Source organism: Halomonas sp. ND22Bw (genome assembly GCF_003011945.1).
Lineage (GTDB): Bacteria > Pseudomonadota > Gammaproteobacteria > Pseudomonadales > Halomonadaceae > Halomonas > Halomonas halophila.
Genome location: NZ_PXWD01000620.1, coordinates 1 through 285, shown reverse-complemented (window position 1 = coordinate 285; position 285 = coordinate 1). Strand labels below are relative to the sequence as shown.

Below are 285 nucleotides of genomic sequence, written 5' to 3'. Positions count from 1 at the left end.
GGAAATCTTGCCCGTGCCGTGCAGATCGACGTGGATCGACTGGGGCTTGGCCACGCCGATGGCGTAGGAAATCTGGATGGTGCAGCGGTCGGCCAGACCGGCGGCGACCACGTTCTTGGCCAGGTAGCGGCAGGCGTAGGCCGCCGAACGGTCCACCTTGGTCGGGTCCTTGCCCGAGAAGGCGCCGCCGCCGTGGGGCGCCGCGCCGCCGTAGGTGTCCACGATGATCTTGCGCCCGGTCAGGCCGGCGTCGCCGTCAGGCCCGCCGATCTCGAAGATGCCGGT

At 69.8% G+C, this 285-nt stretch carries 1 protein-coding gene; it reads right to left on the bottom strand.

Annotation, left to right across the window (positions count from 1 at the left end; all coding sequences use genetic code 11):
• Positions 1–285 (bottom strand): methionine adenosyltransferase domain-containing protein (locus CVH10_RS19635; RefSeq protein WP_181244540.1); only part of this gene is annotated, 285 nt, incomplete at both ends.